General features: G+C 26.1%; 32 protein-coding genes. 9 read left to right on the top strand and 23 right to left on the bottom strand.

All coding sequences use genetic code 11. From position 1 onward, the window contains the following. Positions 1 to 16 precede the first annotated feature (16 nt). Positions 17 to 1,285 (bottom strand): UDP-N-acetylglucosamine 1-carboxyvinyltransferase, encoded by a 1,269-nt coding sequence (murA, locus tag J5A73_RS07325; protein ID WP_211614460.1) that lies wholly within the window; start codon positions 1,283 to 1,285, stop codon positions 17 to 19. Next, positions 1,278 to 1,859, bottom strand: coding sequence for a DUF1694 domain-containing protein (locus tag J5A73_RS07320; protein WP_211614458.1), 582 nt, complete (start codon positions 1,857 to 1,859; stop codon positions 1,278 to 1,280). Before J5A73_RS07320 ends, murA begins: the two co-directional genes overlap by 8 nt. Before the next feature lie 345 nt (positions 1,860 to 2,204). Between J5A73_RS07320 and rpsT the strand changes: the two genes are divergently transcribed. Beyond that, the gene (rpsT, locus tag J5A73_RS07315; RefSeq protein ID WP_211614457.1) at positions 2,205 to 2,471 is read left to right on the top strand and encodes a 30S ribosomal protein S20; all 267 of its coding nucleotides are present in this window, start codon (positions 2,205 to 2,207) and stop codon (positions 2,469 to 2,471) included. A gap of 191 nt (positions 2,472 to 2,662) precedes the next feature. Further along, a complete protein-coding gene (nagB, locus tag J5A73_RS07310) occupies positions 2,663 to 3,502 on the top strand; it encodes a glucosamine-6-phosphate deaminase (protein WP_211614455.1) in 840 nt (279 codons plus the stop codon). Between the two features lie 52 nt (positions 3,503 to 3,554). On the opposite strand, the gene yihA is transcribed toward nagB, so the two are convergent. From yihA to coaE, 5 genes are all read right to left on the bottom strand, one after another. Next, on the bottom strand, positions 3,555 to 4,145 hold the full coding sequence (yihA, locus tag J5A73_RS07305) for a ribosome biogenesis GTP-binding protein YihA/YsxC (RefSeq protein ID WP_211614452.1): 591 nt from the start codon (positions 4,143 to 4,145) through the stop codon (positions 3,555 to 3,557). Positions 4,146 to 4,288: 143 nt separating this feature from the next. Then, entirely contained in the window at positions 4,289 to 5,536 is a 1,248-nt protein-coding gene (locus tag J5A73_RS07300) for an RNA-guided endonuclease TnpB family protein (protein WP_211614450.1), read from the bottom strand. A gap of 416 nt (positions 5,537 to 5,952) precedes the next feature. Further along, positions 5,953 to 6,069 carry a MarR family transcriptional regulator gene (locus tag J5A73_RS07295; RefSeq protein WP_211614447.1) on the bottom strand — a complete coding sequence of 39 codons (117 nt, stop codon included), beginning with the start codon at positions 6,067 to 6,069 and terminating at the stop codon, positions 5,953 to 5,955. Positions 6,070 to 6,138: 69 nt separating this feature from the next. Then, positions 6,139 to 6,948, bottom strand: a complete 810-nt coding sequence (locus tag J5A73_RS07290) for an LCP family protein (RefSeq protein WP_211614445.1) — start codon at positions 6,946 to 6,948, stop codon at positions 6,139 to 6,141. Position 6,949: 1 nt separating this feature from the next. Next, positions 6,950 to 7,555: a dephospho-CoA kinase gene (gene coaE / locus J5A73_RS07285; protein ID WP_211614443.1), complete on the bottom strand. Its 606-nt coding sequence runs from the start codon at positions 7,553 to 7,555 to the stop codon at positions 6,950 to 6,952. A gap of 317 nt (positions 7,556 to 7,872) precedes the next feature. Between coaE and J5A73_RS07280 the strand changes: the two genes are divergently transcribed. The 3 genes from J5A73_RS07280 to J5A73_RS07270 are packed head-to-tail and all read left to right on the top strand — an operon-like array spanning position 7,873 to position 10,463. Next, entirely contained in the window at positions 7,873 to 8,094 is a 222-nt protein-coding gene (locus J5A73_RS07280; protein ID WP_249069207.1) for a FeoA domain-containing protein, read from the top strand. Next, positions 8,091 to 10,286, top strand: coding sequence for a ferrous iron transport protein B (gene feoB, locus J5A73_RS07275; RefSeq protein WP_211614441.1), 2,196 nt, complete (start codon positions 8,091 to 8,093; stop codon positions 10,284 to 10,286). Before J5A73_RS07280 ends, feoB begins: the two co-directional genes overlap by 4 nt. A 15-nt stretch (positions 10,287 to 10,301) precedes the next feature. Then, the gene (locus tag J5A73_RS07270) at positions 10,302 to 10,463 is read left to right on the top strand and encodes a FeoB-associated Cys-rich membrane protein (protein WP_249069206.1); all 162 of its coding nucleotides are present in this window, start codon (positions 10,302 to 10,304) and stop codon (positions 10,461 to 10,463) included. A gap of 322 nt (positions 10,464 to 10,785) precedes the next feature. Here the strand turns inward: J5A73_RS07270 and J5A73_RS07265 are convergent, their stop codons facing one another. The 4 genes from J5A73_RS07265 to J5A73_RS07250 form a co-directional block, all read right to left on the bottom strand. After that, positions 10,786 to 11,850, bottom strand: a complete 1,065-nt coding sequence (locus tag J5A73_RS07265; RefSeq protein WP_211614439.1) for a site-specific integrase — start codon at positions 11,848 to 11,850, stop codon at positions 10,786 to 10,788. An 86-nt stretch (positions 11,851 to 11,936) separates the two neighbouring features. After that, positions 11,937 to 12,155, bottom strand: a complete 219-nt coding sequence (locus J5A73_RS07260) for a transcriptional regulator (RefSeq protein ID WP_232049810.1) — start codon at positions 12,153 to 12,155, stop codon at positions 11,937 to 11,939. 277 nt (positions 12,156 to 12,432) lie between these two features. Beyond that, positions 12,433 to 12,582 carry a hypothetical protein gene (locus tag J5A73_RS07255; RefSeq protein WP_172618879.1) on the bottom strand — a complete coding sequence of 50 codons (150 nt, stop codon included), beginning with the start codon at positions 12,580 to 12,582 and terminating at the stop codon, positions 12,433 to 12,435. A 25-nt stretch (positions 12,583 to 12,607) separates the two neighbouring features. Next, positions 12,608 to 13,375, bottom strand: a complete 768-nt coding sequence (locus tag J5A73_RS07250; RefSeq protein WP_211614438.1) for a protein rep — start codon at positions 13,373 to 13,375, stop codon at positions 12,608 to 12,610. Positions 13,376 to 13,664: 289 nt separating this feature from the next. Between J5A73_RS07250 and J5A73_RS07245 the strand changes: the two genes are divergently transcribed. Further along, complete coding sequence (locus J5A73_RS07245) at positions 13,665 to 14,318, top strand: helix-turn-helix domain-containing protein (RefSeq protein ID WP_211614436.1); 654 nt, start codon at positions 13,665 to 13,667, stop codon at positions 14,316 to 14,318. 746 nt (positions 14,319 to 15,064) lie between these two features. Here the strand turns inward: J5A73_RS07245 and J5A73_RS07240 are convergent. From J5A73_RS07240 to J5A73_RS07210, 7 genes are all read right to left on the bottom strand, one after another. Next, positions 15,065 to 15,871: a hypothetical protein gene (locus J5A73_RS07240; protein WP_211614434.1), complete on the bottom strand. Its 807-nt coding sequence runs from the start codon at positions 15,869 to 15,871 to the stop codon at positions 15,065 to 15,067. 26 nt (positions 15,872 to 15,897) lie between these two features. After that, positions 15,898 to 16,788 carry a hypothetical protein gene (locus tag J5A73_RS07235; RefSeq protein ID WP_211614433.1) on the bottom strand — a complete coding sequence of 297 codons (891 nt, stop codon included), beginning with the start codon at positions 16,786 to 16,788 and terminating at the stop codon, positions 15,898 to 15,900. 39 nt (positions 16,789 to 16,827) lie between these two features. Continuing rightward, positions 16,828 to 17,238, bottom strand: a complete 411-nt coding sequence (locus J5A73_RS07230) for a hypothetical protein (RefSeq protein WP_211614431.1) — start codon at positions 17,236 to 17,238, stop codon at positions 16,828 to 16,830. Positions 17,239 to 17,394: 156 nt separating this feature from the next. Then, the gene (locus J5A73_RS07225; protein ID WP_211614429.1) at positions 17,395 to 17,754 is read right to left on the bottom strand and encodes a hypothetical protein; all 360 of its coding nucleotides are present in this window, start codon (positions 17,752 to 17,754) and stop codon (positions 17,395 to 17,397) included. A gap of 103 nt (positions 17,755 to 17,857) precedes the next feature. Beyond that, a complete protein-coding gene (locus tag J5A73_RS07220; RefSeq protein ID WP_211614427.1) occupies positions 17,858 to 18,055 on the bottom strand; it encodes an XRE family transcriptional regulator in 198 nt (65 codons plus the stop codon). A 160-nt stretch (positions 18,056 to 18,215) separates the two neighbouring features. Continuing rightward, positions 18,216 to 19,049 (bottom strand): nucleotidyl transferase AbiEii/AbiGii toxin family protein, encoded by an 834-nt coding sequence (locus J5A73_RS07215; RefSeq protein WP_211614425.1) that lies wholly within the window; start codon positions 19,047 to 19,049, stop codon positions 18,216 to 18,218. After that, positions 19,046 to 19,645, bottom strand: a complete 600-nt coding sequence (locus tag J5A73_RS07210; RefSeq protein ID WP_211614423.1) for a type IV toxin-antitoxin system AbiEi family antitoxin domain-containing protein — start codon at positions 19,643 to 19,645, stop codon at positions 19,046 to 19,048. Before J5A73_RS07210 ends, J5A73_RS07215 begins: the two co-directional genes overlap by 4 nt. 207 nt (positions 19,646 to 19,852) lie before the next feature. Here J5A73_RS07210 and J5A73_RS07205 point away from each other — a divergent pair, with 207 nt between their 5' ends. After that, complete coding sequence (locus J5A73_RS07205) at positions 19,853 to 20,179, top strand: helix-turn-helix domain-containing protein (protein WP_211614421.1); 327 nt, start codon at positions 19,853 to 19,855, stop codon at positions 20,177 to 20,179. A gap of 276 nt (positions 20,180 to 20,455) precedes the next feature. Here the strand turns inward: J5A73_RS07205 and J5A73_RS07200 are convergent, their stop codons facing one another. From J5A73_RS07200 to J5A73_RS07180, 5 genes are all read right to left on the bottom strand, one after another. Next, positions 20,456 to 20,734, bottom strand: coding sequence for a type II toxin-antitoxin system YafQ family toxin (locus J5A73_RS07200; protein WP_371813390.1), 279 nt, complete (start codon positions 20,732 to 20,734; stop codon positions 20,456 to 20,458). Further along, the gene (locus J5A73_RS07195; RefSeq protein ID WP_094079111.1) at positions 20,727 to 21,005 is read right to left on the bottom strand and encodes a type II toxin-antitoxin system RelB/DinJ family antitoxin; all 279 of its coding nucleotides are present in this window, start codon (positions 21,003 to 21,005) and stop codon (positions 20,727 to 20,729) included. Before J5A73_RS07195 ends, J5A73_RS07200 begins: the two co-directional genes overlap by 8 nt. A gap of 61 nt (positions 21,006 to 21,066) precedes the next feature. Continuing rightward, the gene (locus tag J5A73_RS07190) at positions 21,067 to 21,642 is read right to left on the bottom strand and encodes a hypothetical protein (RefSeq protein WP_021743948.1); all 576 of its coding nucleotides are present in this window, start codon (positions 21,640 to 21,642) and stop codon (positions 21,067 to 21,069) included. Next, on the bottom strand, positions 21,620 to 21,805 hold the full coding sequence (locus tag J5A73_RS07185; RefSeq protein WP_021743949.1) for a hypothetical protein: 186 nt from the start codon (positions 21,803 to 21,805) through the stop codon (positions 21,620 to 21,622). Before J5A73_RS07185 ends, J5A73_RS07190 begins: the two co-directional genes overlap by 23 nt. Before the next feature lie 851 nt (positions 21,806 to 22,656). Next, positions 22,657 to 23,340: a DUF3800 domain-containing protein gene (locus J5A73_RS07180; protein ID WP_211614417.1), complete on the bottom strand. Its 684-nt coding sequence runs from the start codon at positions 23,338 to 23,340 to the stop codon at positions 22,657 to 22,659. Positions 23,341 to 23,665: 325 nt separating this feature from the next. Here J5A73_RS07180 and hrcA point away from each other — a divergent pair, with 325 nt between their 5' ends. Together hrcA and grpE are read left to right on the top strand one after the other, a co-directional pair. Further along, positions 23,666 to 24,670, top strand: a complete 1,005-nt coding sequence (gene hrcA / locus J5A73_RS07175) for a heat-inducible transcriptional repressor HrcA (protein ID WP_211614415.1) — start codon at positions 23,666 to 23,668, stop codon at positions 24,668 to 24,670. Positions 24,671 to 24,687: 17 nt separating this feature from the next. Beyond that, entirely contained in the window at positions 24,688 to 25,251 is a 564-nt protein-coding gene (gene grpE / locus J5A73_RS07170; protein WP_211614413.1) for a nucleotide exchange factor GrpE, read from the top strand. Positions 25,252 to 25,257 lie beyond the last annotated feature (6 nt).

The raw sequence follows: 25,257 nt of genomic DNA, 5'->3' as shown, positions 1-25,257 counted from the left end.
TAATTTAGAAAAATTATTAAATATCAAGTTTAATTCTTTGAATATCAGCACCGACAGCGTTTAATTTAGCTTCTAGTCTATCGTATCCACGATCAATGTGATAAACTCTGTTTACGATAGTTTCCCCTTCAGCAGCAAGTCCAGCAAGTACAAGTGCAGCTCCAGCTCTTAAATCTGAAGACATAACAGCGGCACCAGTTAATGAAACACCTCCATTTATAACGGCAATTCCTCTTTTTATCATAATGTCAGCACCCATTCTGTTAAATTCTGGCACATGCATAAATCTGTTTTCAAATACAGTCTCTTCCATTGTGCTAGTTCCATTTACCAATGTTTGAAGTAACATCATTTGTGGCTGCATATCTGTTGGAAATCCTGGATGTGGAAGAGTTTTAACATTACAAGGTTTTAGTTCTTTTAAATTTCCTTCCACAGTTAAAATGTTTCCTTCTTCTTTAAATTTAACTCCCATTTTTTCAAGGTCAGATTTGAAAGCTCCTAAATCGTCAAGTCTAGCGTCTTGAATTTTTAAATCTCCTTCAGTGATTAAAGAAGCAATTACATAAGTTCCAGCTTCAATTCTATCTGGCATAATTGAATATTCAACGGCATGTAAATCTTTTACTCCTTCAATTTCGATTCTAGTAGTTCCAAGTCCTTTAATTTTAGCTCCCATTTTTGTTAAAAAGTTTCCTAAATCTACTATTTCAGGCTCTCTTGCAGCGTTTGAAATGATAGTTTTTCCTGGAATTTTTACTGCAGCCATCATAATGTTTTGAGTTGCACCAACGCTTGGAAAACCTAATGGAATTTCTGCTCCTTTTAAATTATCTGATTTTGCATGGACATATCCATGAATTCTAGTAATTTCCGCACCCAAAAGCTCAAATCCTTTTAAATGCAAGTCAACAGGTCTTGAACCAATTGCACATCCTCCAGGAAGTGAAACAACTGTTTCATCAAGATTGGCAATCATAGGTCCCATTACTAAAAATGAAGCTCTCATTTGCTTTACAATTTCATAGCTGGCTTCGTTTCTTACAAATCCTTCATTAACTATTTTGTAAGTAGTTTCATCCAATTTTTCAGTTTTCATTCCCAAATCTTCTAAAAGTTTCATTGTAACTCTAATATCTCTTAAATTTGGTACATTTTTTAAAATATACTCACCTTCTGCAACAAGTGTTCCAATAAGGATTGGAAGAGCTGCATTTTTAGCTCCGCTCACTTTTATAGTTCCATTCAAACTATTTTTTCCTTTTATTTTAAATCCATCAACCACGCTTTTTTCCTCCTAATTTTTGACATATTGGACATTTTGAACCGAATAATTTGTCCAAAAATCCCATTTCTTTATAATTTTTCGTGTAATTTGGCAATTCTTGCCGAACTATATCTAAATGAAATTCACAAATACATTTTTCCATTGATTTATAATAAATTTCCGGTAAATTTTTCTGCTTTATAACTTCCAATTTAGGTTGTACTAAAATATTGTCATTTTCACCGTGTTCAATTGCATCTTTAGCTGCGACGACAAGAGCGACATCTCCTGAGTATTCTAAACTGTCAATCATTTTGTATGACATTCCTTTTTTCTTAGCAATTTCAATATATTTTTTTATATTGACAAAATCAGCTTGGTGAGAAATTAATAGCTTGTAGGCATTTTTGTCTTCCATAGCTTTTTCGATTTCATAATAAATACCTTTTTCGTTAACTTCATCAAATGTCAAAGCCTTTATCACTCTTTCTTTGTATTCTCCCAAATATAAACTACATTCAATTTTTGCATTATGCGCTCTATCTGCAACTTTTTCTACATCTCTCATAAAATCTGTATCATTGTATTTCATTTTTTTCTCCAATTCATCTAAATAAAATAACTCAAAATCAAGTTATTTTTTTATCAAAATAAAAAAATCTAAAAATATTCAGACTTTTAACTTATTTTTACATTATACTACTTTTTTTGATAATTCTCAACTATAATTTGAAAAAAATTTTTTAGTGCAAATTACTTGATTTTTATTGAAAAAAATGATAGTATATTATGTGAATTATGATATTCATAGTAATTGCAAATTTAAAAAGAAAAAAAATAGTTTAGCCAAACAATGGATATTCGGCGCTATGTCTTTTTAAAATTGTTTGACTGCATATTAAGCAAAAATATAAATTTTGTCGAAAGGAGTGAAGAAATGGCAAATTCTAAAGCATCTAAAAAAAGAGTATTTATAGGAGAAAGAAATGCACTTAGAAACCAAGCAATTAAAAGTAGAACAAGAACTTTTGTAAAAAAAGTTGTAAAAGCTGTGGAAGCTAAAAATGTCGACGAAGCTAAATCAGCATTACAAGCAGCTTATAAAGAACTAGACAAAGCTGTAACTAAAGGTGTAATCAAAAAAAATACTGCTTCAAGAAAAAAATCAAGACTTGCATTAAAAGTCAACAAATTAGCTAACTAATTATTATTAGTTTAAAAAAAAATTTTTTTTAAATTATACTTTGATAATAAACTTAAAAAATTTGAGTATAAAAATTACTTTATATAAAACTGTACCAGAATTCTTGAGAAATATAAGATTAAAGGTACGGTTTTTTTCTAATCTTTATTTAGTTTTAAAATAATAAAAATAAAGTTGAGGTGAAAAAAAAGATGAAAGTTATAATTTTGAAAAATAGAGAAGAAATAGGAAATTGGACTGCTTATAAAATAGCAAAAAGAATTTTAAAATTCAGTCCAACAAAGGAAAAGCCTTTTGTACTAGGACTTCCAACTGGAGCGACACCTCTTAAAACTTATAAAAAGTTAATAGAATTAAATGAAAAGAAAATAATTTCATTTCAAAATGTGATAACTTTTAATATGGACGAATATGTTGGATTAAGTGCAAATCATAAAAATAGTTATCATTATTTTATGAATGAAAATTTTTTTAAATATATTGATATAAAAAAAGAAAATATTAATATTTTGGACGGAATGGCACAAGATGTGGAAAAAGAATGCCGAGAATATGAAGAAAAAATAAAAAAAGTCGGAGGAATTAATTTATTTTTAGGTGGAGTTGGTGAAGATGGTCACATAGCCTTTAATGAGCCAGGTTCTTCGCTTTCTTCCAGAACTAGAAAAAAAGATTTGACTTATGACACAATTTTGGCAAATTCTAGATTTTTTGAAAATGATGTAAAAAAAGTTCCAAATGCTGCACTTACAATTGGAGTTGGCACATTAACTGACTCTGATGAAGTTATAATACTTGCAGATGGGTATAAAAAATCAAGAGCAGTTTATCATGGAATAGAAGGTGGAGTAAATCATCTTTGGACAATTTCAGCATTGCAGTTGCATAAAAATTCTGTATTAGTTATCGATGAAGAGGCGGCTTCTGATATAAAAGTGAAAACTTATAGGTATTTTAAAGAAATCGGAAAAGAAAGTTCCAATTTGAAAAGATGTGAAGATGAAATAATAAAATTGTCAAAAAATAGTTAAAAATAAAAAATATTTCTCCCGGATTTTAGAGAAATATTTTTTTTGAAATTTTTTATTCATAATTTTGAGTTTTTTCTTCAATAAATTTAAGAAGTTCTTCTCGTCCAGTATTTTTTAGTGACGAATAAAAAAATACATCTTCGTTGTCAAAGACAAGTTTTTTCTTAATTTCTTTTAACTGCTTAAATTTTTCGTTATTCGACAATTTATCAGATTTTGTAAAAATTATATAATATTCTATTTCAAAGTGTTCCAGCCACTTTAACATCTCCATATCTTCATTTGACGGAATTCTTCTCAAATCCAAAAGTAAAAACACAATTTTTTTTCTATCTGAAGTTAAATAATCTTCTATAATTTTTCCCCAATTTTTTTTAACAGCTTGAGGAACTTTTGCAAATCCGTAACCAGGCAAATCGACAAAATGAATTTTATCATTTATCAAAAAATAGTTAATTAATTGTGTTCTTCCAGGAGTCTTACTTGTTCTGGCAAGGTTTTTCCGCTTTGTCAAAGAATTTATCAACGAAGATTTTCCAACATTTGAGCGTCCAATGAAAGAAAATTCTGTAAAATTGTTGGATTTTGGATATTCATTTGAGTAGACAGCGGATTTTATAAATTCAGCTTTTTTTATTTCCATTTTTCTCCTTTCTTTAATTATTTATAAAAATTTATTATTTTTTTTTATTAATAATTATTATATCCTGAACCTCCCACAACTAAAGTCGCAGGGTTCTAAAATCTCTAAAAATATTTAAAAATTTTCTAAGAAGTTTGATAGCTTTACACTACCCTTATTCTTTTAGGCATGTCCAGCTCACCTCTATTGTATAGGACGCTTAAGTCCACAACTTTACTTTTTCTTAAAATATTTAATGCTCCATTACAATCTGCATTTATGAGTTTACCTGCACTTGTTTGATATAGTCCTCTTTTTATTCTTTTTCCACTGAATATATATTCTTTTTGATTTTCTTTATCATATATTGGAATTTCATCTCCATCAAAGAAACTTGCTTTTGATGTATAACTCTCTTCTTGCAGTTTAAATTCTATTCCGTATAGTTTACATAGGTATATTAATTTATCTCTTAATTTTCCATATGGTATACTTACAAAGTTTTGATTATTTATACTTCCAATATTTGATTTTCTTTGAAAATCTTCATTATATCCTAAAATTATTTTTCCTATATCATTATTAAGACAATAATTTACAATTATTCTTGCTGCTTTTGAAAGATAATCTTCTATACGATTATTTCTCTTTCTAGCTATTCTCTTTTGCCTTAATGTTGTGCGGGAGGTCTTTTGCTTATCTTTTATACTTTGTAATTTTGCATTTATCTTATTATAGTATTGATTAATTGACTTTAATTTTCTACCATCTATTATGAATGATGCTCCATTATTAGTTACACAAGTACATAGATTGTCTATGCCTAAATCAATTCCTAGTGCATTGTTTTCATTTAATTCCCTTTGAACTTCTTCTACCTCATAAGTATATTGAATTTCAAAGTACCTAGAATATTGTTTTGGTATTATTCTAATTTCTTTTATCTTCTTGTCTTTTAATACTGGTGGTAACTTAATTTTAACTTCCTGATGAATTTTCTTAAACGAATTTGAATAAGGAACTCTCAGAATATCATCTTTTAATCTAACAAAACCTATAACAAGAGTAGTAAATCCATCTTTAGCAAGATATTTAGGTAATTTTATTTTTTTATTATCGTATTGACCATTTTTAGCAAGTTTTAAAAGTCCAAAAAATGATTTGAAACTTCCGTCTACTTCTTTTAGAATTTGTTGAGCCATATTAGAATTTAACTTCTTATAGTTCTCACTGTTTTTAAGCATTTTATAGTTTTCGTTATAACTTAAATACTTTTTATTTTTAAAATAGTATTGTCTAACATTATATATAGCTTGATTCTTTAAATTTTTAGCTATATGGCACAAATATTTTAAATTTCTAAACTCCTTTTTACTAAGATGTTTTACCTGTTGTTTTAAAGTTAAATACATAGATATCACCTCCTTTTCATCAGAGATATTATACTATATATCCTACATTTTATCTATTAAAAAGTAATATTTTTTAAATATTTTTAAAGTTTTTAAAACCCCGCAGCAGCGGGAAGCGTCGTTCACATAAGTACGCTAACTACTTATGCAGTTCTCTCATGAACTTCTTGTTATCTCTAACAAGCACAGACTATATCTTATCCATATCCTATTTCAAGGACTTAGGCGAAACCACTTCCAATACCAATCGCTTGTATTGTACTCCCCTCACGAGGGATAGTCGTTGAACTTTCCTTTTCAGGCTTAGCTGCTGATTGTCTATTATCATAATGTTTAGGATTTAACCTTGCACCATCTAGTATATTTTTTCTGCTTTCGCCACCATCACACTTATACCATATATTATTACCTAGATATTATGTTGTGGTTATACTAGCTTTAAGAGTTCCCAGCAGTTCAGTTTCTTTGTTGTACGGTTTTGCTCCGTGTCTACATACAAGTTTCTCTATATGCTTACTAAAATTTTCGTGCAATTCATCTCACGAATAAAGTTGCGAGTGTTCTTGTACTATTTAATAAAAAAATAATTTAAAAAATTTTGTTTAATTTTGAAAATCATAAATTATGTCGTTTAGTGAATTATCGTTTAAGATATAGTAATAAACACCATTAATCATTCGTCCGTCTCCTTGCAGTTCATGTTGTTCAATTGGATGATGTAATAAAATTGCAGGTGCAGCACTTAGAGCTTTTATAGGATTTACTTGAATTTCCATATTTTTTTTGGCGTAATCCAAAACTTTTGGAATATATTTCCATCCTGAAGGAGTTGAAAGTTTTTGCACAATTCCTTGTATAACTTGTCGCTGTCTTTCATCCCGCTTAAAAGCCGTATCACTTTTTCTATGTCTTGTATAAGCAAGTGCTTGTCGTCCCTTTAAGTTATAAACTTGTCCTTTGTTAAAGTGAAAAACTTCCTGATCAAAATAATCTTGGTTAAATGTGTGATTTGCAACAACATCAACTCCGCCAATCATTGTTGTGATATCCATAACATTTTCAAATCTAAATAAAATATGGTAATCAACTTTTACATCAAGCAATTTTTCTACAGCTTCCACAGTACAAGGAGTTCCTCCAAAAGCGTGAGAGTGCGTAATTTTGTCCATTTTATAATTTTCGCAAGGAATCTCAGCGTAAGAATCTCTGGGAATTGAAACCATTTTAATTTGAGCTGTAAGTGGTACAACTCTAACAAGAATTAATCCGTCACTTCTTGAACCTTTTGTTGGTTGATTTGCATAAGCGTCACTTCCAATTATAAGAATATTAAACGGTACAGAAAGCCAAGCTATAAGACCAGCTAGACTAGCTACAATAGCCAAAGTAATTAATAATATTGTTTTTTTCATTTTACACCTCTTTTTTTTCAAAATTTAGTTTAGTTTCTAAAAAATTAATAAAATTATCTATTTTATTTTTTAAATCTTCTAAATTATCGTTGTTATTTTCAATGACATAATCGCTTTTTTTTATTTTTTCGTCTAAAGAAATTTGAGAATTTATTATATTTTTTGTTTCATTTTCACTCCGCTTATCTCTAGCCAAAACTCTCTTAATTTGGGTATTTTTATCAGACCAAACAAGTAAAATTAAGTCAAATTCACGCTCCCATCCAACTTCAAAAAGCAGCTGAATTTCCACAAATACAATTTTTTCTTTAATTTTTTCAATTTTTTTTCGCATTCTTTTTAAAATTTCAGGATGCATAATAGAATTTAATCTCTCCAATTTATTTTTATCCTCAAAGACGACTTTTCCCAATTTTTTTCTTGAAATCTCTTCTTTGTCAAAAATTTCACTTCCAAAATTTTTAAAAAGTTCTGCTTTTATTTTTGAATCTTGAATAACATCATGAGAAATTATGTCTAAGTCAATAAAACAAAACCCTTTATCTTTTAAAATTCGGCTGACAGTACTTTTTCCACTTCCAATTCCCCCTGTAATACCAATGATCATAGTATATTCCCTTCTTTTTAAGATTTTTATATAATCTATTTTATATCTTTTTTTGTTTAATTGCAAATTTTATTATTTTTTAAATAAAAAAAAATTTTAAAAATAAAAAAATTTGATAAAAAAATATTTTATATTCAAAAAATTTAGGTTATTATATTTTTATAATTAAATATATATTTTTTTTAAAAATACTTGCAAAAATTTCAAAAAAAGTATAAAATAGTTTTGATAAACAAAATATAATATTGAACAAGTATTTTATATTTTGAAAATAAAATTATTTTAGAGAAATTAATTTGTATTTTAGAGGAGTGATTATGATGACTTTATTACAAGGAAAAGTAGGAGACAAGTTTTTTTTGAAAAATATTATTGAAAAAAAGCTTGACACAAGATTACTTAGTTTAGGACTTTGTAGAGGAGATGTCTGCAAAATTGAAAATATTGCAAATGGAAATATTTTAATCAAGACAGTAGAAACAAAAATTGTGCTTAGTGAAAATTTAGCAGAAAAGGTAGAGATTGAGGTGGTAGAATGATAAATGTAGCATTTGTCGGAAACCCAAATGTTGGAAAAACAGCGTTAATCAATCAAATTTCACACGCCAGTCTAAAGATGGGGAACTGGCCGGGAGTAACAATTGAAAAAAAAGAAGTATTTTTTTCAGTTGGAGATGAAGATGTAAAATTAATTGATTTGCCAGGAATTTACAATTTATCAATGAGTACGGCAGAAGAAAGAGTTTCACGAGATTTTTTGCTGGATGAAAAAGTTGATGTGATAATTAATGTACTAGATTCGACATCGCTTGAAAAAAATATTTATTTGACTGCTTTATTAAAGGAACTTGATATTCCAGTTGTGATGGCACTTAACTTTGAAGATGAATTTAAAAGAATTGGCTATCAATTGGATATAGAAAAATTTGAAAAGCAATTGGGAGTTCCAGTTATGTTCACAAGTGGAAGATCTGGAGCTGGAGTAGACAAACTTATGGAAAAAGCTGTAGAACTTTACAAAAAAAATTCTTCAGATAAAAAAATACAGCATAGATTGCCATTTGAAAAGGAAATCGAAGATAATATTAAAAGTTTGAAGGATAAATTGGAAAATGATAAATCATATGAAAAAGTTTTAGAAAAATATCCAGTAGAATGGCTAGCAATTAAAATTTTGGAAGATGATACCAATGTAGCGGCAAGAGTAAAAACTGAATTTGGAGTAAGTGTTTCAAATATCGGAGAAACTGAAAAGAAAAATATTGAAAATCGTTACGGAATCGAACCTCAAGATGCTTTGGCAAGAGAGAGATATGGAATCGTTCGTGGAATTATCTCGATGAACCTAAAAAGAGGTACTGGAGATAAATTTGCATTAACTGATAAAATTGACAAAGTTCTTTTGAATAAGTTTTTTGGTGGAATAGCATTTCTTGCTATAATTTATGCTGTTTTCGTAATCGTATTTGATGGAAGTTCGCCGTTTATCGACTGGATTGATGGGTTCTTTAGTAACTTTGTCATAAAATATGTGGGTCACGCCATTGAAGGGGTGCCAGATTGGTTAAGCAGTTTTATACTTGATGGAATTTTGGCTGGTGTAGGTTCAGTATTGACATTCGTTCCACTTATGTTCTTTATTTACTTCTTCATGGCAATTCTTGAAGAAAGCGGATATATGGCTCGTGTTGCATTTATTTTAAATAAAATGATGACAAAAGTTGGACTTTCAGGAAAAGCATTCATCCCAATGCTAATCGGATTTGGATGTACAGTTCCAGCAATTTATTCAACAAGAACATTGGAAGATGAAAAAACAAGAAGATTGACAGGAGTTATCGCAACATTTATGTCATGTGGAGCAAGACTGCCGGTTTATTCATTACTTGCAGCGGCGTTTTTCAGTAAAAATGCAGCTTTAGTTGTAGTTTCAATCTATGTTTTTGGTGTATTTATGGCCCTTTTAGTAGCTTTTATATTAAAAAGATTTAAATACTTTAAAGGAAACAACACAGAGTTACTTATAGAATTACCGCCATATAGACTTCCAGGTGCAAAAGCTGTCTGGAGCAATATGAGATCAAGAACTTTTTCTTACATAAAAAAAGCAACTACAATAGTTTTAGGAATCCTGTTAATTATCTGGTTCTTCCAATATTTCCCAAATAAAGGAGATGCTGAAAGTTCATATATAGGTCAAGCAGCAAAAGTTGTTCAGCCTGTATTCAAGCCAACTGGTTTTGGTGACAGATGGGAACCTGTAGCTTCTATTGTGCCAAGTATCATTGCAAAAGAAACAGTAGTTGGATTTTTAGGACAAATTTTATTATCTCAAGGAGATGATGAGAAAAAAGAATATAATTTTGTATCAGATTTAAAAGATCAAGTAGTTGGATTGGGAGGAGCAGCAGTAGAGTCAGTAAAATCATTAGGACATATTGCAACCTTCAAAATTACGACATTGGAAATGAAAAGTCAGGAGGAGCTTGACCAAGATGCAGGTGGAAACATCATTCCAGCAATTAGAAGCTTGTGGAGTGACAAATATGGTCAGCTAAGAGCATACTCATTTATGCTGTATGTCCTTTTGGTAGTGCCATGTGCCGTAGCAATGGGAGCTTTAAAACAAGAATTTGGATGGAAATTATTAGCATTTCAAGTGTCAATGTTGTTAGTGTTACCATATGTGGTATCAACATTATTTTTCAACATTGCAAGATTATTAGTTTAGAAAAGAGGAAATATTATGATGATAAAAACAATAATAGTTGGAATAATAGCACTTTTAGTAGCTTTTGCAGTATTTAGAAAAATTTATAAAGATTATAAAAAAAATAAAAATTTATGTGGAACAGATTGCTGCAGATGTTCAGGAACTTCAACTTGTGGAAAACCGAAAAAAAAGTAGTATTCAAATTAAAAACAAATAAATAAAAAGTGATTTTCTAATGATATTAGTGTATAATCATTAGTGACCAATAGAAAAAGTGAAAACTTTTTTCTTCATAACTCCTTTTTAAATATGCTATCACAAGGGTAGCATATTTTTTTTGCCATTTCTTACAAAACAAGATAATACAGTACCAAAAAGGTATTCAGTTATCTTTTTCATTTTTTTAGTTTTTTTATTTATTTGTAATTTTTCATAAAAAGGTACTCATTTACCTTATCCGTTGGACTAGCGTTGGACTAAAACTAATGTCAAGAAAAAAGCCTATAATTAAGGCTTTCTATGAAGTTTTTCTAAAATTTAAACTATTCATTGATAACTTTAGTTTTTGTTTATCTGTCTGAATATAATATTGTTTTGTTGTCGTAATATTTTCGTGTCCCATTATATCTGTTATCACAATATTATTTATTTTTTGATTACTCATAAGTGTCGCTAGTGTTTTTCTGCAATCGTGAGGTTTATGTTTATTAATTTTTAAAGTTTCCAATGTTTTATAAAATTTCTCACGAAAATAATTTTTTCTTAAAGGCTTATTCTCATTCTTTTTTTTACTGAATATCCATTTATCATTGTATATCAAATAATCTGTTGGACTGTTCTCGTAAAGCTCTTTTATAATTTCAACTATATCTTTATGAATAGGTATGCTTCTATTTTTCCCTTTTCTAGTTTTATTTCCACCGTGTATAAATTCCTGCTGTAAATCTACATTTTCCTTTTTCAATTCTACAGTTTCTTCGATTCTCATACCTGTATAAATCATAATTAAAATATATTTTACCCATATTATATCCGTGTTTTCCCATAATTTTTCTATTTCATCATAATTAAAAGGTTTTTTTTCTTTGATTTCAGTTTCTTTTGGTAAATTTATAAATTCTGTTCTATTTTTTTCCAATATGTCTATTTCTCTCGCATAGTCCCAAAAAATTTTTAAAAATCCTTTTGTTATACTTTTAGTTGAAATACTACAATTTAAATCATTTATTAGATTTTGCAATACTGGAGTGCTAATATCTTTAAAAACCAGATTATGTAATTCTTTACATCGTTTAAAACTATTGATGTAACTGTTCAAAGTATTTTTAGCAACAATATCTTTTTTACTGTTTTTAAATAACTCAAACAAATCTTTAAATTTAATTCTATGATTTTCTAAATTGTAAGGATTATTAAAATATTTATTTAATATTTCTGTTGCTTCTTTTTTAGTGCTGAAATATCCCAAAGAATGTCTTTTTTTAGTTACAGGATTAGTAACTCTAACTCTAAAAGGATTCGTTCTATTTATTTTAACTTTTGTTATACTCCCTGTACCATTTGCATTTTTATACTTTTTCATATTTTCTCCATTCTGAAAATCCAACTAAAAAGCATTATCTACTTTATAATTTTAATATTATTTTTCTTTCATTGCAATATATTTATTTAAAAAAATATCTGTATTAATTCAGAATTTTTTAATTTCAATATCTTTTTCAACAAAAATATTTCTTCTTGTGTAAAAAAATACTTTCCATTTATTTTCTTATTAAATCCACTCTCTGAAATTCTCATTTTTTCAGATAACTTTTTATAACTCAATTTTTTCTCTCTAATCTTTTCTTTCAAAATATTATACATTTCTTTTTTTAATTCTAAATTCAATTAAATCACTCTCCATTTCATTTTCAAAAATTTCTTTATTAAATTGGAAGAGTGTGATAGAATAAAAGTGGTTGCGAGGGGCTTTTATAAAGTCCTTCCTTTTATTTTTTATCAACACTCATTCTATTTTTCAACTCCTAACTAATTTACTTAGTAATTTAAAGTTTTTTTTATATTCTTGTCTTGATTCTTAATCATTCGTTGCCTAATTCTTTTATTACTTAATTTATCTGTGTAAATTATTCTTAATAACTTCACATATAGGTTTCACAAATTCTTATTTTTTTGAATTTTTCAACTCTTCTAGTCTATATTTCCACAAAGGACAATCTTTATATTGGCAATCTATAACTTTTTGCTCATCATCATCCCAGCACTCAAGACAATGCTTTTCAATGGACTTCTTCATATCATCTTTTTCATCCATTTTTTTCTCCTTTCCTTGCTTACGTTTAAGTATAGCTATTTAATTTCAGTTCTTTTAATATATTTTTACTCCAAACAAAAAATCTTTTATTCTGAATTACTTCTAAATGAACCTTAACGACATTACTATCTAAATTAAGCAAATTATATAACTGTTTTTTATTATGTCTTGTCAAATAAGAGACCTCCTTTTCTATTTTTTCCTTTGTTCCTAAACTTTTTAAATACACATTTGCATTGAATCCTTTTAAATTTCTCCATTCTTGTGTAATCATATTCTTAAATTCACTCATCTTGAAATGTTTGTATATGCCTCTTATTGTAAATAAAATAATATGAATATGTGGAAGTGAATCATAGTAAGTATAACTAATTTCAATTACTTTAAAATATCCTCTCACAACTTTCTCAATAAAGGGCCTGCTTAATAATATTTTTAACTTTTCATTGTTATCCTTTATTTCCTTATTTATCTTATCAGTTTTAATTTCAACATTATTACCATTTAAGACTAGTATAAACAAGTTATATTTCTTTTCTAGCTTTAAGGCCCTGTCTTTATGCTTATAGTACATCATTCTTTTATTTTTCATATCACATATAGGACAAAATGATTTTTTACATCTAAAAATTTTATGAGGCCATTCTGGATGTTCATACCAATATAAGTACTCATTATAACAATTTTTCACATTCAATAATTTCTTTTTAGAAATAATATCTTTAAAATCTTCTCTTTCATATATTTCAATGCTTTTCTTATAATACCCAATATACTCTTCTTCCCTGTTCAATCCTTATCACTTTCCTTTTTTAATTTTTCTACCCCTACCTTTTACAAAAAAGATTATAATTTTGAGTTAAAAATATTTTAATTTTTCTTTTCCTCTACACCACTATTTAATAATAGAGAGAAAACAAAATTTCTTGACTATTAGTTCAAAACAATATATAATATTCCTATGTGGGTGGATACATTAGGTTCAAAAAATAAAGGTTCTGTTTATATCTATCCACCTATGGATATAATACCACGATTTTATAAAATTGTCAATACTGTATTTAAAAATTAGGAGGAAGAATATGGCAAAAACAAAATTTAAGGAAAATTTTAAGGAAATATTGAAAGAGTTGAGAAAAAAAAAGAATCTTACTCAAAGAGGATTAGCTGAAAAAACTGGAATTTCATTAGCAATGATAACTAAATATGAACAAGGGTTAAATACTCCAAGTATAGAAAATCTAAGAGTTTTAGCTGATTTTTTTAAAGTACCTATACGTAACTTTTTAGAAGATAGAAATAGTGATAGGTTTTTTAAGGATTTTTTCTCAGAAGAAGAACCTAATATAGATATTGAAAATTATGATTTTTCCACTAATGATGAAAAATTTTTATCTATATCAAAAGGAAAGCAATTTATTTATCACATTTTAAAATTTTTAGAAGCAGTTGGATTTGAAATTTACATTGATGAAGAAAAGAATGTTTTTAATATAAGAAGTTCTGACCCTGAATATCTTGTGAATATTTACTGGACAATCAATAATCTTCAGTTTCAAATACAATTTTTAAGAAATATTCTTATTGACTATTCTTATATGTTTTTTAAAGATATGGATAACCATATAAAAAAAATTGATAATGATACACAAGTACGTTTACTTGAAAATGATAATACAGAAAATAATAATACAAAAGATTTTGATTTTTTTGAAGATTTTGAGGATAAAAAATAAGTTAAAAAAAGAATATAGAAAAAATAGAGCATTACTTATTATTAAAAAAATAAGAAAAGATATTCAAAAAGAGTGTAGTCTGTATTTTTACACTCTTTACTTTTAACTTCTAAATTTATTTTATTGATTTACTTTTTCTTATTTTCTTATATTTTCTAACCAATTTTTTTTTAAATAAGTTGCAAATTTTTGTATCTCATTTCTTACTTAATATTCAAAATAAATTACTTATTTTTAATTTCTAATAACTAAAAATTTATTTTATAAAATTATTTTTTGCTTGATTGCTTTTGACCAAAAAGGTTAAGTATGAGAGGATTTCTTTTTGTCCTTAATTCGAGCGGAAATGGGGGTAGAAAGCGATTCAAAAAGTTTTTGGATAAAATGTACCAACAATTATTTTAACGCTCTAAAATGCTAAAATTTATCCTATTTTATTTCAAAAAATTTATTTATTAGATAGATTATATAATAAATTTAAAATTGCTAAATGAAAAAATATTTGAAAAAACCAAGCCTTTATAAAGAAATCATTGAAAAATTGGATGAGAAAACTAAAAATAAATAAATTTGCAACAAAATACAGGGCCTTTCATTTTTTAGAGGCCCTGTTGATTAAGATATGCACTTGTAACTCCGTATAAGCCCTGTAGAGAGCATTTAAACTCATTTTTGATATTTTCCTCGAATAACAAAAATAAGCTCTTAAATCGGCTGTTACAATAAAAAATTTTCTCTTTTGTTTTCTATTCTGAATATTCAGCATCGCTTTTATCTGAATTTGTTGAACTATTATTTTGAGTTTGGTCAATTTGATTTGTTGTTCCATCAATTTGATTTATTGTTTCGTCAATTGTTCTTTCAATTTCAATTTCTCTTTCATTATTTAGATTTTTTTCTTTTCTTTTAAGAGTGGAACTAGCATTATTTTTTATACCGTAACCGTGATTATTAAGGTATTTAATTATAGAACGATCATAAAATTGTTTTGCTTTATACTGTGAATTTGCATTATTCCAATGAGTTCCAGTATAATGACAACCTGCTCCATTTTCCAAATCATTATCATTTCCATAAATTGTATCAAATACTTGTCTAATTTGTGCTATTTTTTGTAAATGTTCTCTATAAGCGTCATCTACTTGAGTATAGGTTACTTCTTCAAAAGGTTTAGTTGTACCTGGCATTATTCCATTATCAACCTTAACAATTTCGTTTACTGTTCTACAGTATTCTTCTCTTAAACTGTCGTATGAAACTTGATTATTAAGTAGGCTTTCAGCATATCCAAGATTTCTCGGAGTAAAGGTTGAACTTTCTCCATTAGATTTTTTGTATTTATATCCTGATTTTATTTCATATTCAATATCATTTTCTGTATTATTGTTATTGTGTTTATTAGTTTTCTTTTTTATTTTTTTAACTTTTGAAACTTTTGGATTTTGCTTGCTATACTTAATTATAAAATTAGTCCACTCAAAAATATTAAATATAGCAATCAATCCCATTATAATTCCAAATATTAAATTACGAATATTTGTTTTATTATTCATATTTTTTATTCCTTTTCTCCATATTTTTATTCCGAAGTATTATTTTCATTTGAATTGTTAGTATTAGATTCCTGTTTTGAAATAGTTTCAATTTGTTCTTGTTTTTTGATTGTGTATACTTTAGAAAACAAACTAAATAAAATACCTATAATTATTATGATTTTTTGAATTTTACTAAAATCTGTATAAGATTTTATTTTAGGGTAAATAACTCTTAAATTCACAATTATTGTGATAATTAATAGCCACAATCCTGTAAAACTAACTAATTCATATTCATAATCTAAAATTTTAGTTAAAAAGCATATTTCGGTTAAAAGTAAAAAAACATAATTTAAACTTGGAACTTTATTTATTTTTTTACTATATAGATAAATACTTGATATTGCTAAAATTCCTAGTAATGAAACTAAAATTTTAAAAAAAGAGTTATCAATCTTAGATAATAACATTGAAGTAAAGAAAATAGTAAAAAAACCTAATATTGAAAATAACAAGTTTTCTTTATTTTTTGAAAATGTTTTAGCAAATTCAAAACATTTATAAATACTTATGATAAAAGAAACCATAAATATTGTGCTTAATGAATAAAATCCCATTGTTAGAACTAATAGTATGTAATTTAGTTTAAAAAATTTATCTATTTCTCCATTCACTTTAAATTTTAAATAGATGATTATTAATGTGTTTTCAAATAAAAAGTACACTAAAAAATATGATAGAAAATACATTGGATAATCCATTAAATAGAAAATACTAGCTCTTTCATATTTACCGATATAATAATGAACAAGATGAATAGATTCCGAATTTACCAACATCATCGTATGTACAATAAAACATAGAAGTGTTGCTATTTTCAATAAAGTCATTTTCTCATCTTTTTTAGCCAATTTGATAAAAAAATCATTTTTCATAATTTCTCCTTAAATTTATAATTAATTTTTTGATTAATTTTATTTCAAATGAGGAATCCTCTTTTTTAAAGTTTTCCCTAAATATTCACAATAGAAAAAACTTTTTTCTATAATTTTTTCAGAATTTTCAATTGTAAAATTTCTGTCTTCAAATATTATTTTTTGAATATTTTCATTATTGTCTAAATACGATATTTTCAATTCACTCCATAAAAATATATGTTTTACAAGAGTATTTGAAATGACATCTTCATATTCTTCTTCTCTTATATTAAAATCAATCATTTTAATTTTATCAAAATCTAAAAATTCTTTTTTATCCGAATTTCCAATTTCTAATCTGTTATTTAAAATTTTAGCATAAACTTTTTCTTCTTTTTGAAATTCTAATCCCTCGATATATTTTAATTCATAATAGTTACTTTTATTAACTTCTCTCATCTTTTTCATAATAAAATTATTTAACTCATTAAGATTGTTTTCTTTTTCCATTTCAATTTTTTTAATTATAAAAAACCAAACAATAAAAAATACAATAGTGAATAAAAAGTAAAAATCTAAATTCAAATCCATAAAAAGTTCCTTTCTTTAAAGTTATCCTTTTAATTACATTTTTTTTAAATATCTTATAGTTTGACTTACAGTTTTTAAAAATAATGCTAATACAAACACATCAATTACCCACAAAATAATAGCAATAAACCAATGACTATCATAACCAGTTAGACTCGCAAATATTCCAAAACCAAGAGCAGTCATAATATTTAATAATATAACATCAACAAAAACTAATCCTATATATTTTAGCCCTACATTCTCATCGCTTAAGTCCTTATTTTTATCATAATACTGTTCTAATATCTCTTTTCTTTTAACATCTGATTGAGTGCTATTTTCTTCTCCATTATTTTTATTATTCTCATCATTATCGTTATAGTATTGCTCCCAAATTTTTCTTTTATCCATTTTTTCACTCCTATTCTAATTTAATTTTCTATTTGATATAAAAATATGTTTCGATTAAATTATCATCTCCTTTTTTAAAATTTACCAAATAGCAAATTAATTATCAAAAAAAAATATCCAAAAACTCAACATCACTCAACTCATATTCTTTCCTAATAAATTTCATTTCTTCAATAGTAAAATTACTAGTTCCATTTATTTTTCTTGAAAATGCTGAAGGAGTTATTTTTAATTTATGTGCAAGTGTTTTATTGTTGTCTTCGTGTAAACTCATTTTTGATTTTAAAAGATTCTTTTTCATCTCTATTCTCCTTTTTGCTAATTGGTAAAATAATTATACCATAAATTAAAAGTTTGTCAAGACAGCTTCAATTAAATTGATAAAATATCAATTTTATGATTAAATTTATTAATTTTAAAGTAGAATTATTATGAAAAATTTAGAAAAATAATGGAGTATTCTATTCTTGTACAATATCTGCTATTTTATTTAGTAATTTCAAAATTTCAGAAAATTGTATATTATCAACATATTTATTTTCATTTTTATAAATATTCCATTGTTTATTCAAATATTCATCATTTTTAATATCTTCTAAAATTTCCTTGCTTTCTAATATTTCTTCTGTTGAATTTCTATTTTTTGCCGTTTCCCTAATCGCTTGTTTCAAGTTATTTACATTTATTTTATCATTTTTCAATTTAAAAATCATATAAATATCATAAAAATCTCTCAATCTCGTTGTTGTAATATTTCGTTTTATTATAGTTTCATACTTTTCAGCAATCAATGTTTCCAATGAATAAACCAAAATATTTAGTTTTTCTTTAAATATTGTTTCGTATGAATATTCTATTTCTGATGGAATTATGACATCTCCTGTTGTAATATCAATTTTTAATGGATTCTTTATTTTCTCAAAATTTGCTGTCAAATGTAATCTATAATTTTCATATTCCGATATTTCTCTTATATTTTCTATTTTTCCCAATACAAATTCTATTCCATCATTTACTTCGATACTTAAAATTTTCAATATTATTTCTTTAATAATTTCCTCTTTTACTGGAAGTCCTTTTATTGTTGTATCAATATCCATCGTTGTTCTATTTTGTATACCAATAATTGATGAAATTAAAAATCCACCTTTTATTATAAATTTCGCTCTATATCTTGATTTTTCTAATCGAGTCAAAAATCTTTCAAAAAAATACATTTGTAATACTTCCTGTGCTTTTAAATTATTTTTTTCTGAAAAACTTTTTATTTTCCCTTTTAACTTTTCTGATGTCATATCAAAACCTCCAAATATTCTCTTACTTTTTTCTCAACTTTCAATTCTTTACTATATTTTATTAATTTTCTTACTTTTATATCTTTATCTTTAAAAAATAATTTTAGTGCCTTTGAGAATACATCTACATCAATTTTTTCTTTATTTTTTATAATATCACATATCGTTCTCTCTTTATCATAAATATAAATTTTAGCACCCATTTTACTCAAAGTTTCAATTTTTCCACTTTCAAATATTTCCTTTTTCACATAATGAATTTTCAAATTTTCAAATTTTTTCGTAATATGTAAAACATTGTAACCTTGTGGAACTGTTATTGAAATCGTATTTGGCACTCTATCAGTTAAATTATGAAAGTATAGAGCGGTTGTGTTTGAAAAAATCACATTATTATTTTTTTGTATTTTCATAAATTCATCTGTAATTGTATCACTTTTCTGATAAACCCCTTGCTTTACTCTCTCTAAAATCCCTTTTTTACATAAATTAGAAAGTGTCTGTCTTTTTATACCAATTTTTTCTGCTTTCTTAACTGTTATTATAGTACTATTTTCAAAAAAATTATTTAATTTATCATTTGTAATTTTTAACATAATTATCACTACCTTTACTATTACACTTTAATTTTAATATTTTAAAGAGTAATTGTCAAGATTTTATTCAAATTTTATATCTTTTATTTATTTGGTAATTAGTAAAATAATTGTACCATAAAAATAAAATTTATCATTATTATTTCAATTAAATTGATAAAATATCAATTTTATGGTAAAATTTATTGATTTTAAAGGAGAATTACTATGGAAAATGTAGGAAAAAGATTAAAGAGTTTGAGAGAAAAGTATAAATTTTCTTTGGAAGAAGTGGCTAGAAAAATAAAATCATCTGCTGGTGCTATTTCACGATATGAAAATAACGAGAGGAAAATAAATAGTGAGAGTTTAATTAAGTTATCTAATTTATATAATGTTTCACCTGAATACATATTATACGGTATAAATAAAGATTCCAGTAATTTAGAATCATCTATTATATCGTTCTTTAATAATGAAAATATAGATTTTAAGGAAAAAGAAGAGTTATTCAATAAGATTCAAAATGCCTTTTTTAAAGAAAAATTTAAATAAAATTTATTACATTTAAAGTTATAAAATAAAATTAAGAAAATAGTGATGTGTTTTCTAAAAATAGATTTTAAATTTGGGCCTTATTTTTTGAGTAAGGCCCTTTTGTTATTCGCTCGTATATCCGTGTAACAGCCTTATAGCGTTCGTTAAAAAAAATACCTTGCCTTGAAATGAAAAAGTCTACCAAAACGATACTGTTTGATTTTTTTGATTTATAAAAAATAATTTTTAGAAAAAATCACAGCTAAATTAATAATTGTGATTCCAAATTTTTTATTAAAATAAACTGCTCGGAGTTTTTGTTTTCGTTGTTAGAAATATTAATTCCTCACCTTTTATTTTATATACTAACAACCAATCAGATGTTATACAGCACTCACGATACCCTAAATATTTATTTTTTAAAGCATAATCTTTATTTTTTACAGACAATTTTTCACGATTAATCAATATTTCAACTACTTTTTCAAGTAATTTTAGATTATACCCACGCTTTTTTATTAATTTTAAATCTTTAGAAAACCTATTTGTATATTTTAAATTATACTTATTCATCTTCATCTTTCAAAATATCCTCTATCATTTCTCTAGCACTATGATAAGACTTGCTCAAATTCTTACCTTGTTCTACATCTTTCATAGCTTGATAAACTTCTTCCTTATATTTTGGCTCTCCAACATAAAAAGGTATTCTCTGCTCTCTTACTGCCTGTTTCAAGAATATATTTATTGCTGCAGTTAAACTCATTCCCATATCTTTAAATAATTCTTGTGCTTCTTTCTTTGTTTTGGCATCTATTTTTATACTTGTACTAACCGTTGGCATAAAAAAATCACTCCTTTGAATATTTTATAAAAAAACATTACCATATAATAATCAGTAGTATTTATTTTTCATCCAACTTCATTATCATAACAACAAATCCATCTTCAGAAATAAAATCATCTACTTTTTCAAATCCAAACGTTCTATAAAAATTTATAAGTTTTTCAGAATTTTCACATTCTAGCCAAACATAACGTGCCGTCATTATTTTTTTTACTTCCAGCAATAAATTGAATCCAAATGAGAGCAAGTCTTTTCCTTTTATTTGTTCTTCTTTTGCTAAATTATAGTTCTTTCCTAATTGTCCAATTAAGTAACTATTTACAGCTAAATGTCCATTTTCAAGTATTTGTCCACTTTGCATTAATTTTTTCTTTCGGCTATTACTTAATTTTTCAAATCGTTCTTTGGATAAAATTAAACTTTTATTTGACAACGATAAATAACCAACTAATTTTTTGTTGTTAAATACTAAATGAGTTGTTGAAACAGATTTTTTCTCAAATTCAATTGCTCGGTTATGTAAAAATTTTTCTATATCATTGTTTTCTAAACTTTTAAAATTATTTAAAAATTTATTTTTTATATTTTCCTCTGTATCATATTTCAACAATTCACTCAACGTTATCTTTTCCATCATTTAACCCCAATAATTCCTTTATTTCCTTTTCATCAGTAATTGTTCTTATTTTTACATCTGTTAAATTAGGCTTTCTATCATTCTCTAAGGCTTTTATTAAACCATCAATTTCTTTATCTGTCTTAAATTCTGGTGTTCTAAAAAAACTTATTGTAGCCATAAAAATCACTCCTTTTATTAAAAAAATACCACTATAATAGTGGCTCTGTGGCTGGTATTCTTACATAACACTTAAACTTTCATTCAGTTACACAGATATACAGTCTAGTCTCCTATCTGCAATATAATTGTATAATAAAAAAATATAGAAGTCAAGATTTTTAATTTCATAATTTTTACAACAATTTATACAAATTAAATTAATGGTTGCTAATTTTCTCAAAAAAAATTATTTGTATTTCAAAGCCACACTAATTAGAATCAAGAAAATAGTGCCATACTTATAGGGATAGCTTTGCAAAATACTGTGCCTTTATCTCACAGACTATGTCAAAAATACAATCTCGGATAACTCTGTATAAGCCCCGTAGAGAGCATTTAAACTTATTTTTGATATTTTCCCTTGAATAACAAAAATAAACTCTTAAATCGGCTCTTACAAGAAAAAAACTCACTATCTAAATTAACATAGTGAGAAAAAATGATATAATAACTAAATTTAATATTGTTTCTAGTTGGATTTTCTGTTTTTAAAATTTACAGATAATGTTGAATTTTTTTATAAAATTAGAGATTTTGTTCTCATAATTTCTTGTTGGACTAATGTTGGACTATTTTTTAAATTTAGCCCTTATTTTACTAGGTTTTCTTTAAAAAGGATGTTGTTTCTTCATAACTCCTTTTTAGATATGTTGCCATATGGGTAACATATCTTTTTATTACTGATAATATGTGTGTATATTTATATAAAATTATGAATATTCTCAAAAATCGATTATTAAATCACAAAATTTTTGAAATATTTATTTTAATTCATAAAAAATATAGCTTTCTATGTATTTTTTTATTTATTTAAGGTAACATTTTTAAATAAATTGTATCTTGTATAGGTTTGTTGTTTAAAACACCGCTATATAAATAATTGGATGTAATGTCGGCTAATCTTATCATAGGTGTTTTTTCGGAATTGCAATATTTTACTTCTAAATGTTTTAAGTTTTTAAAAATAGGTTTTGTGTATACTTCATAGCTTGAATTAAAAGTTCCGCTTTTAAATTCTTGTATTAATCCTTCTTTAAATTCATATTTTCCATTTATTGTTGTTGAATGTTCATCAACGAAAATATAAATATTTTCTACTTTTTCTTTTAATATTTTTTTCTCGGCTATCAATTTTTTTAAACAATTTTTGACTCCAATTTTGTAAGCGTAATCTAGGTATCGTTGTTTATTTTTTTTATCTTCAAAAATTTTTGGGTGTATTTCTTTTTGGTTTATTATAACGCCAAATTTTATAACTTTTTTTGTTGCATTCATAATTTTATACTTTTGTTTTCCAGTTAATATACAAGCTTTTATTTCTTTATTTTTTAAATAGTTATTATTTTCTCTTAAACTTTTTTCAATATTTTTATATTTTCTGTTTTCCACATCTTTATCATTTTTATTCAAAAAAATTACTCCGCCGTAAACATAATATTTATTATGTTTAACATCAAAAACTCCAGATTCATCCGAATAGACAAATATATCCATAAAAAAAATCCTTTCAAAAAAAATACCACCTAAATGGTGGCGCTCTGTGGCTGGCGTTCTTAAATAACGCTTAAACTTTCATTCAGTGACATCACAGATATACAGCGTAAGTCTCCCTACCTGCAATATAATTATATAATAAAAATATATAAAAGTCAATGTTTTTGAGTTAAATTTGCCTGTTTTGACATATTTTATATATTCATAAAAAAGTTTTAAAAAAATTAAAAAAAAGTCTTGACAAAAAGTAAAAAATATATTATTATATATTTGTGATTAGCACTAGCTATGTTAGAGTGCTAACAAAAAAGGAAAGGGTGTTAAAATGAATGAGAGAGAGCAATTAATTTTAAAGGCGATTATCAAGCATTATTTAGATTTTGGTGAAAGTGTTGGTTCGAGGACGCTTGAAAAAAAATATAATATTGGTGTTTCGTCAGCCACAATTAGAAATGCGATGGCAGATTTAGAGGATAAAGGGTTAATTGTGAAAACTCACACTTCTTCCGGAAGAATACCTACGAGTGAAGGGTATAGACTATATGTCGAAGAGCTTTTGAAAATAAGAGATATTTCTCAAGAAGAAAAAGCAAAAGTTTTTGAAACTTACAACAAGAAAATGAATCAAATAGATGCGATTTTTGAGGAGACTTCGAGGTTATTGTCAAAAATTAGCCAATATGCGGGGGTTGTATTAGAACCTTCAATTCGGCAGGAAGTCATAAAAAAAGTTCAACTTGTTTATATAAATGACACAAATATTTTAGCCGTAGTTGTAATGGATACATTTTTGACAAAGAGTCTTAACATTTATTTGGAAAATCCTGTAAGTGAGGAAGAAATCGATAAAATAAATAATTTTTTAAATGAAAAAATAAAAAATAGTAATTCAGTTTTTACTTTGTCGGATTTAAAAGATTTTTTAGTTAATATGGATTTATTTATTCCAGAAGAGCTGGAAGAAGAAAAGTCTTTAAATGAAGGAAAGCTATTTTTTGAAGGTAGTTCAAATTTATTTGAGAGCAACGATATTTTAAAAGTTGTAAGTCGAGCAAAATTGTTTAATAGTCCAAATGATTTGAAAAATATTTTTTCACAATTTATTCAAATGGATAAATATAAAGATGGTGAAGTAAATGTTATTTTCGGAGAAGATTTGGGAATTGCTGGACTAGAAGATTTTTCTTTTGTATTTTCAGTTTACACTTTTGGAGATGCGAAAGGAATGATGGGAGTAATTGGTCCAAAGCGGATGGAATATTCAAAGACAGTTGGACTTGTTGAATATGTTTCAGAAGAAGTGCAGCAGTTGTTAAAAAAAAATAAATAAAAGAAAGTGAGAGGGGAATGAAAAAAGAAAAATCAAAAGACAAAGAATCAAAAAAAACACTAGATAAAGAAACTAAAGAAGCTAAAGCTGATGATTCTGAAAAAGAAGTTAAAGAAGAAAATCCTTGCGAAGTAATCGCAAAACTTGAGGCGGACTTGGAAGAATGGAAGAGTTCTTATACAAGAAAATTAGCTGAATTTCAAAACTTCACAAAAAGAAAAGAAAATGAAGTTGCTGAAATGAAAAAATATGCTTCGGAAGGTATTATTACAAAATTATTAGATAATATTGATAATTTAGAAAGAGCTGAACAAGCTTCTGCTGAAACTAAAAACTTTGACGCATTGGTTGAAGGAGTTAATATGATTTTGAGGAATCTGAGAAATCTTTTGACTGAAGAAGGTGTTGAAGAATTGGAAGCAGCAGAAGGTGTGAAGTTTAATCCTTATGAACATCAAGCGATGATGACTGAAAATGTGGAAAATTTAGACAATGATGTTATTGTGAAAGTGTTCCAAAAAGGATATAAATTGAAAGGAAAAGTTATTAGACCAGCGATGGTAACAGTTAATAAAAAGTAATTTTGT

Source organism: Leptotrichia sp. oral taxon 218, assembly GCF_018128225.1.
Taxonomy (GTDB): domain Bacteria; phylum Fusobacteriota; class Fusobacteriia; order Fusobacteriales; family Leptotrichiaceae; genus Leptotrichia.
Note: the sequence above shows the minus strand (reverse complement) of the source record. Positions and strands in the feature narration are given on the sequence as shown.